Origin of the sequence: Achromobacter sp. (genome assembly GCF_036567245.1) — a bacterium.
Classification (GTDB): Bacteria; Pseudomonadota; Gammaproteobacteria; order Burkholderiales; family Burkholderiaceae_B; genus Achromobacter.
Genome location: NZ_DATCUY010000571.1, coordinates 1 through 8128 on the forward strand (window position 1 = coordinate 1; position 8128 = coordinate 8128).

The 8128-nt window shown below is 68.8% G+C and carries 8 protein-coding genes; 5 read left to right on the forward strand and 3 right to left on the reverse strand.

Annotation, left to right across the window (positions count from 1 at the left end; genetic code table 11):
* The coding region (locus VIR09_RS24060; protein WP_332015132.1) for an acyl-CoA dehydrogenase family protein at positions 1-651 on the reverse strand (651 nt) is incomplete at its 3' end.
* A 35-nt stretch (positions 652-686) separates the two neighbouring features.
* Positions 687-1877, reverse strand: coding sequence for an acyl-CoA dehydrogenase family protein (locus tag VIR09_RS24065; RefSeq protein ID WP_332015133.1), 1191 nt, complete (start codon positions 1875-1877; stop codon positions 687-689).
* A 195-nt stretch (positions 1878-2072) separates the two neighbouring features.
* On the opposite strand from VIR09_RS24065, the gene VIR09_RS24070 reads away from it, so the two are divergent.
* The 5 genes from VIR09_RS24070 to VIR09_RS24090 are packed head-to-tail and all read left to right on the forward strand — an operon-like array spanning position 2073 to position 7190.
* On the forward strand, positions 2073-2477 hold the full coding sequence (locus VIR09_RS24070) for a Zn-ribbon domain-containing OB-fold protein (protein WP_414639462.1): 405 nt from the start codon (positions 2073-2075) through the stop codon (positions 2475-2477).
* Positions 2474-3646, forward strand: a complete 1173-nt coding sequence (locus VIR09_RS24075; RefSeq protein WP_332015135.1) for a thiolase — start codon at positions 2474-2476, stop codon at positions 3644-3646. Before VIR09_RS24070 ends, VIR09_RS24075 begins: the two co-directional genes overlap by 4 nt.
* A gap of 11 nt (positions 3647-3657) precedes the next feature.
* Positions 3658-5178 (forward strand): class I adenylate-forming enzyme family protein, encoded by a 1521-nt coding sequence (locus VIR09_RS24080; protein WP_332015136.1) that lies wholly within the window; start codon positions 3658-3660, stop codon positions 5176-5178.
* Positions 5179-5234: 56 nt separating this feature from the next.
* Positions 5235-6209 (forward strand): tripartite tricarboxylate transporter substrate binding protein, encoded by a 975-nt coding sequence (locus VIR09_RS24085; protein WP_332015137.1) that lies wholly within the window; start codon positions 5235-5237, stop codon positions 6207-6209.
* Between the two features lie 18 nt (positions 6210-6227).
* Positions 6228-7190 carry a nitronate monooxygenase family protein gene (locus VIR09_RS24090; RefSeq protein ID WP_332015138.1) on the forward strand — a complete coding sequence of 321 codons (963 nt, stop codon included), beginning with the start codon at positions 6228-6230 and terminating at the stop codon, positions 7188-7190.
* Here the strand turns inward: VIR09_RS24090 and VIR09_RS24095 are convergent.
* On the reverse strand, positions 7187-8128 hold a 942-nt coding region (locus VIR09_RS24095), incomplete at its 5' end, for a tripartite tricarboxylate transporter substrate binding protein (RefSeq protein WP_332015139.1). The two genes, VIR09_RS24090 and VIR09_RS24095, sit on opposite strands and share 4 nt — an antisense overlap.

Below are 8128 nucleotides of genomic sequence, written 5' to 3' on the forward strand. Positions count from 1 at the left end.
GGCCAGCAAGGCGTCGGGCGGCAGGCTGACCGCCTTCAGCTCCAGCCGGGCGCAGCGCGCGCCGTCCAGCGTGGGCGTATCGGTGATCTGCACGCCGGCCGTATCGGCTGGCACCGCCAGCAGCAGCGTCTGGCCATCATCGCCGCGCGCGCTGACCAGCCATGCCGTGGCCGCGGCGCCGTGCCAGACCAGATGCTTGACGCCGTCCAGGCGCCAGCCTTCGGCAGTCTTGGCGGCGCGGCAATCGCGCGGATCGGCGTCATAACGGCGGCCGGGTTCCTGGTACGCCACGCTGACGATGGCGTCGCCCGAGGCGATGGCCGGCAGCCACAGGCCGCGCGCCTCGCCGCCGCAAGCATCGAGCAGCGCCGCGCCCATGACCGCGCTGGGGATGACCGGCTCGGATACCAGCCCGCGCCCCAGTTCCACATGCACGGGCAGCAGGCTGGCCGGCACTTCGCCGAAACCGCCGAAATCCTGCGGGATGGTCAGACCCAGCACACCCAGTTCGGCCAGCGCCGCCCAGGCGTCGGCATCCAGCTTGCCCGCTGCCAGGCGGGCGCGGCGGCGCGAGTGCGTCCATTCCTGGTCCACCAGGCGCCGCAGGCTGTCGGCCAGCATGCGTTGTTCTTCGGTATAGATGAAATCCATGCGTCGTCTTCCTGTCGGATTGCGCGAGACCAGGCCTACAGGCCCAGCACCAGGCGGGCGATGATGCCCTTCTGCACTTCGGTGGTGCCGCCGTAGATCGAGGTCTTGCGCATATCGGCATAGCCCGCGCCGGCCGCGGCCGCCATTTCCGGTCCTGGGCCGCTGTAGCCGTTGCCGGCCTCCAGCCAATCGGGGTCATAGGGCCAGGCGTCCGGCCCCGCCACCTCCATCTGCAGCATGGCCAGGTCTTGCTGGATCTCGGACCCGCGGATCTTCAACACCGAGGCTTCCGGCCCCGGTGTGCCGTCGTTGCTGGACGCCACGCGCAGCAGCAACATTTCCAGCGCCATGATGTCCACCTCGATGCGCGAAATGCGGTCGCGAAACCGGCTGTCCGACAGCAGCGGCTTGCCACGGGAGCTCGCGTCCGCGGCCATGCGTTTGAGGATGCCCAGTTCGCGGTGGCAATGGCCCAGGCCCGCGATGCCGGTGCGCTCATGGCCCAGCAGGTATTTGGCATAGGTCCAGCCCTGGTTCTCCACGCCCACCAGGTTGGCCGCCGGCACGCGCACGTTTTCCAGCCAGACTTCGTTCACGTCGTGTCCGCCGTCCAGCGTGCGGATGGGACGCACGGTCACGCCTGGCGTACGCATGTCCAGCAGCAGCATCGAAATGCCGCGCTGCGCGCGGGCCTCGGGATCGGTGCGGACCAGGCAGAACATCCAGTCGGCGTACTGCGCCAGCGTGGTCCAGGTCTTCTGGCCGTTGACGATGTATTCGTCGCCGTCGCGCACCGCGCGGGTCGAAAGCGAAGCCAGATCGGATCCCGAGCCGGGCTCGGAATAGCCTTGGCACCACCAGTCCTCGACGCGGATGATGCGCGGCAGGAGGCTGGCCTGTTGCTCGGCGCTGCCGTACTTCATCAGGACCGGACCGATCATGGACAAGCCGAAGGGCAACAGGCGCGGCGCGCCGGCCTTGAAACACTCAACCTCGAAGATCAGCCGCTGCAAGGCGTTCCAGCCAGTGCCGCCGTGTTCGACGGGCCAGTTCGGCGCGCCCCAGCCCTGGTCGGCCAGGATGTTGTGCCAGCGCACATAGTCGTCGCGCTCCAGCCGCTGGTGCCGCAGCACCTTGTCGCGTATGTCCTGCGGCAGCTTGTCCGTGGCGAAGGCGCGCACTTCTTCGCGGAATAGCCGCTCTTGCGGTGTCCAGGTCAGGTTCATGGTCGGGCTCCTTTCCGGTATCTAGCCACGGTCCGGCGCGCCGGACAATCTGCCTCTTCCGAAGACGGGCTTCGCGCTGGACATAGGGCGCCCCACTACGGGCCGGCAGAAGGCCAGCTTCAGCAATGAAGAATGGCCGAACCCGCCGCCAGTGCCGACACTTGCAAGCGTCATCCACTGGAACCCGTAGGCATCATGACCGTTCCCGATCACCAGGGCGCCGCGCCGCAAGGCGTCGAGGCGCAATACCGCCAGGCGCTGGACCAAGGCCGCTTCCTCATCCAGCACTGTGCCGGTTGCGACCGCGCGGTGTTCTACCCCCGCATGATCTGCCCGCATTGCGGCGCGGACAAGCTCGCCTGGGCCACGCCCGACGGGCGTGGCGAGGTCTATTCCACCACCGTGGTGCGCCGCAAGCCCGAGGCCGGCGGCGACTACAACGTGGCGCTGATCGACCTGCCGGAAGGCGTCAGGCTGATGAGCCGGGTCGAAGGCGTGGCGCCCGATGCCGTGCATATCGGCATGGCGGTGCGCGCCCAGGTGACGCAGCAGGCCGGCCACGGCCTGGTGGTCTTCGTTCCCAACAAGGAGGCGCAATGACGCTGAACGATCTGCGCGGCGCCGTGGCGGTGGCGGGCGTGGGCCATGCTGGCCTGGGCCAGGCCAGCGGCTACACCGAAATGGAAATCCTGGTGCAGGCCGCGCAGCGCGCGGTGGCCGACGCCGGCCTCTCAATGCGCGACATCGACGGCATCTGCACCGCCAGCGTGGCCGCACCGATGTGGGCCATGCCGGTGATCGAACACCTGGGCATCCGCCCGACATTCATCGACAGCACCATGCTGGGCGGCTCCAGCTTCGTCGCGCACCTGCTGCCCGCGCTGCATGCGCTGGCCTCCGGCCAGTGCAACGCGGTGCTGGTCTGCTATGGCAGCACGCAGCGCACGTCCACCCTGAGCCGCGCCGAGATCGGCCGGGTCCGCAAGCAGTTCGATCCGCAGCCCTACGAAACACCCTACGAGCCGCTAAGCCCCCTGTCGTCCTACGCGCTGGCGGCCGCGCGCCACATGCACCAGTACGGCACCCGCCGCGAGCATCTGGCACAGGTGGCGCTGGCCGCCAACCAATGGGCCCAGCTGAATCCCGAAGCGCAGTTGCGCGAGCCCGCCACGCTGGACCAGATTCTCTCGGCCCGCATGGTGTCCGACCCGCTGAGCGTGCGCGACTGCTGCCTGGTCACTGACGGCGCCGGCGCCTACGTGCTGGTGCGCGCCGAGCGAGCCCGCGACCTGCCGCGCCCGCCGGTCTACGTGCTGGGCAACGCCACCGCGGTCTGGAACCGCCAGATCTCGTCCATGGAAGACCTGACCGTGACCGCCGCGGCCGAGTCCGGCAAGCGGGCCTTCGAGATGGCGGGCGTTGCGCCCAAGGACATTGACGTGGTGGAGCTGTACGACGCCTTCACCATCAACACCCTGCTGTTCCTGGAAGACCTGGGCTTCTGCGCCAAGGGCGAAAGCAAGGACTTCATCGCGGGCGACGCCATCGCCCCGGGCGGCACGCTGCCGGTCAACACCAACGGCGGCGGGCTGTGCTGCGTGCATCCGGGCATGTATGGCGTCTTCATCATGATCGAGGCCGTCCGCCAGCTGCGCCGCGAATGCGGCGCGCGCCAGGTCGCCGATGCGCACCTGGCCCTGGTGCACGGCAACGGCGGCACCCTGTCCAGCCAAGCCACCGCCATCCTGGGCACCCAGGCCACGCTTTGAACGACGCAACCATGTCTCCGGCAGCCCCTCTTACCCGCATCCATCAATTGCTGGCCCAGCAGGCCGGCCAACGGCCCGACGCCACCTTCCTGCACGAGGAAGGCGGCGGCAAGCTGAGCTACGCACAGTTCTGGCGCCGCGTGCAGGCCGCGGCCGCCTGGCTGGAAAGCCAGGGCGTGCGTCCCGGACACCGCGTGCTGATCGCGGGAGAAAACTGCGCGGCCATGATTGCGGCCTTGTTTGCCTGCAGCGTGGCGGGAGCTTGGCCGGTGGGCGTCAATGCCCGCCTGTCCACGCGTGAAATCGACGCCATCCGCAACCATGCGCAGCCCGAACTGCTGCTCTACACCAGCGGCATCTCGCCCGCCGCCGCGGCCCACGCCGAACACACTGGCGCCGCCGACGCCGACCCGGACGTCTGGGGGCCGGGCGTACAAGCGGCAAGAGCGGACGGCCCCACGCAGGCCGAGACAGGCGATTCGGCCGCGGAAGTGGCCACCGTGATCTACACGTCCGGCACCACGGGCGCGCCCAAGGGCGTCCTGGTGCCGCATCGCGGCCTGCTGCATTTCGCGCGCGTGTCCGCGGCCTCGCGCCGCCTGACGCCGCAAGATATCGGCTACGCCGCGCTGCCCATGTCGCACATCTTCGGCATCGCCACCGTGCTGATGGCCACGGTGCACGCCGGCGCCAGCCTGGTGCTGCGCAGCCGCTTCGACGCCGCGGATGCCTTCAAGGCACTGGCCCATCCCGGCGTCAGCATTCTGCAGGGCGTGCCCACCATGTTCAGCCGCATGATGGCCGTGGCGCCGCCGCGCGCGGAGCTGCGGGCACCCTCCCTGCGCTACCTGTACACCGGCGGCGCGGCGCTGGACCCCACGCTCAAGCGCGACGCCGAGCGCTATTTCGGCGTCGCCATGCATCACGGCTATGGCATCACCGAATACGCGGGCTCCATGTTCGTCACCCGCATCGACGCGCCGCGCGACGACTGCTCGGCCGGCCACGCAGTCGAAGGCGTGGAGATGCGCATCGGCAACCCCGACAGCGGCACGCCCGCACCAGGCGAGCGCGGCGACATCCTGATCCGCGGCCCGGGCGTCATGCTGGGCTACTACCGCAATCCTGAACAGACCGCGCAGGCGCTGCTGCCCGGCGGCTGGCTCAACACCGGCGATATCGGCTACGTCGACGAACACGGCGCGCTGTACATCGCGGGCCGCTCCAAGGACCTGATCATCCGCTCCGGCTTCAACGTCTATCCGCTGGAAGTGGAATCGGTCATCAACGCCTTTCCCGGCGTACGCCTGTCGGCCGTGGTGGGCCGCGCCACCGCCGACCAGAACGAGGAAGTCATCGCCTTCGTCGAACCCCTGCCCGGCGCCACGGTGGACACCAACCTGCTGATGCTGCATCTGCGCGCGCAGTTGGCGCCGTACAAGCGGCCCGCCCGCATCATCCCCATCGACACCATTCCCACGACCGTCAGCGGCAAGATCCTCAAGCAACCGCTGAAAGAAAGGCTGGCGTAGCCGCGGCCTGCTGTTCCGCTGCACGACCCGCCGCTTACCCACAAGGAGACAACAGCGTGAACATCAAGACCCTGCTCACCGTAGCCGCCGCCGCGGCGGCGCTCGCCACGGCCTCTGGCGCCAGGGCGGACGCCTATCCCGAACGCCCCATCCGGCTGCTGGTGGGCTATGCCCCCGGCGGCCCCGTCGACACCACCGCCCGCGTCTTCGCCAAGTACCTGGGCGACAAGTTGGGCCAGACCGTGGTGGTGGAGAACCGCGCCGGCGCCAGCGGCATGATCGCCTCGGACGCCACCGCCAAGGCGCCGCCAGACGGCTACATGCTGGGCTTCGCCGCCAGCCCGACCCTGACCATGTCGCCGCTGGTCCAGCGCAGCACGCTGTTCGATCCGCGCAAGGACTTCTCGCTGATCGGCCTGGTGGTGGACTACGCCAACGTCCTGCTGATCGGCCCGCAGATTCCCGCAAAGAATGTCAGCGAACTGGTCACCTACGCCCGCGCCCATCCCGATGCCGTGTCGTTCGGATCCGCCGGCATCGGCGCGTCCAACCACCTGTCGGCCGAACTGCTGAAAAAGCAGGCGGAAGCGCCCATGCTGCACGTGCCCTACCGCGGCAACTCGCCCGCCATGGTGGATGTGATCAGCGGCAAGATCACCTTCATGTTCGACATCACCAGCACCGCCATCCCCTTCGTCAAGAGCGGCAAGGCGCGCGCCCTGGCCGTCACGTCGAAGACCCGCAACCCGGAATTGCCGGACGTGCCCACCATGGTCGAAGCCGGCATGAAGGACTACGAGGTAGTGGGCTGGTACGCGCTGGTCGGTCCGAAGAAGCTGCCCGACGCCGTCGCGGCCCGCCTGACCCGCGCGCTGAAGGAGGTCTCCAGCGACCCCGCCTTCCGCCAGGCCATGACCGACGGCGGCTACACCATCAACACCGGCGACTCCAAGGCCCTGCAATCACGCATCGACCGCGAATACGCGCTGTGGTCCGACGTCATCCAGAGCGCCAACATCCAGGCCAACTGACCCCCCCGGAGCATCCAGATGAATCCCCCGCTCGCGCTGCACGCCCAAACCCGCCTGCCCGTCATCGGCGCCCCCATGTTCCTGGTCTCCGGACCGGACCTGGTGGTGGCGCAATGCGCGGCGGGGATCATCGGCACCTTCCCCTCGCTCAACGCGCGTCCACAGGAACAGCTGCACGATTGGCTCACGCGCATCGAAGACGGCCTGGCCGCCAGGCGCCTGGCCGCGCCCGGCGCCCGGATTGCGCCCTACGGCGTCAACCTGATCGTCCACCCCAGCAATCCGCGCTGGCAGGGCGATCTGGCCATCTGCGCCGAACGGCGCGTGCCGCTCATCATCACCTCGCTGCATGCGCCCGAAGCGGTGGTGGCCGCAGCGCACGGCTACGGCGGACTGGTGTTCCATGACGTCACCAACGTGCGGCACGCCAAGCGCGCGCTGGACGCTGGCGTCGACGGCCTGATCCTGGTGGCGGCGGGCGCCGGTGGCCACGCGGGGCAGATCAACCCGATCGCGCTGGTCAACGAGATCCGCGCCTTCTACGACGGCCCGCTGGCGCTGTCCGGCTGTATCAGCCATGGCAAGGACATCCTGGCCGCACAAATACTGGGCTGCGACTTCGCCTACATGGGCACGCGCTTCATCGCCACGCAGGAATCGCTGGCTGGCGACGCCTATCGTGAAATGGTGCTGCAGGCGCAGGCCGGCGACGTGACCTACACGCCATACTTTTCGGGCGTGCCCGCCAACTACCTGTCGGCCAGCATCCAGGCGGCCGGCCTGGATCCCCTGGAACTCGCCAGGAATGGCGTGGCTCCGCCCGCCAACATGGACAAGAGCTCCCGGCCCAAGGCCTGGAAAGACGTGTGGAGCGCGGGCCAGGGCGTGGGCGCGGCGCAGGAGGTCCTGCCGGCCGCCATGCTGGTGGATCAGCTGGAAGCCGAATACCACAGCGCGCGCGAGGCCCTGCGCCGGCTCTAATCAAGCTTGATGTTGGCCGCCTTGATGACGTCGCGCCACTTCGCGATCTCATCGCGCACAAACTCGCCGAACTGTTCGGGGGTGCCGGGCTTGGGCTCGGCGCCTGCGGCGATCATGGCTTGAGCGGTGGCCGCATCCGACAGCACTTTCACCAAGTCGGCATTCACGCGCTTGACGATGTCGGGCGGCGTGCCCTTGGGCGCCATCACGCCGCTCCATGAGTAAGCCTCGTAGCCCGGCAATCCGGACTCCGCGATGGTCGGCACGTCGGGCAGCATGCTGGAACGCGCGGGGTTGCCCACGCCCAACGCGCGCACCTTGCCGCCCTTCAGATGCGGCACGGCGGAAGGGCCGTCGGCGAACATCACCTGCACCTGTCCGCCCAGCAGGTCCTGCATGGCGGGCGCGCTGCCGCGATAGGGGACGTGCTGGATACGCACGCCGGCCATGGCGTTGAAGAGCTCGCCAGCCAGGTGCGTGCCGCCGCCCGTGCCCGACGAGCTGAAGGACAGCTTGCCCGGGTTCGCCTTGGCATAGGCGATCAGTTCGCTCACCGAATTCACGGGCAACGCCGCGTTCACCACCAGCACAATGGGGAAAACCGCCGCCATGCCTACCGGCACGAAATCCCGCGTGATGTCGTAGCTGAGATTGCCCCGCAGGCTGGGCAGCACCGCGTGGTGAATGGAAGCAAAGAAATAGTTGTAGCCGTCGGGCTCGGCCTTGGCCGCGAACTGCGCGCCCACGATGCCGCCGGCGCCCGATTTGTTGTCGACCACCGTGGGCACCGACCATAGCTGGCCCAGCGGCTGCGTGGTGAAGCGCGCAGTCGTGTCCACCGGTCCGCCTGCGGGAAATGGCACGATGAAGTTCACGGCATGCGCCGGCCAGGCGGCGGCGCGGGCGATGGAGGGGAACAGCGCAGGCAGCGCGGCGGC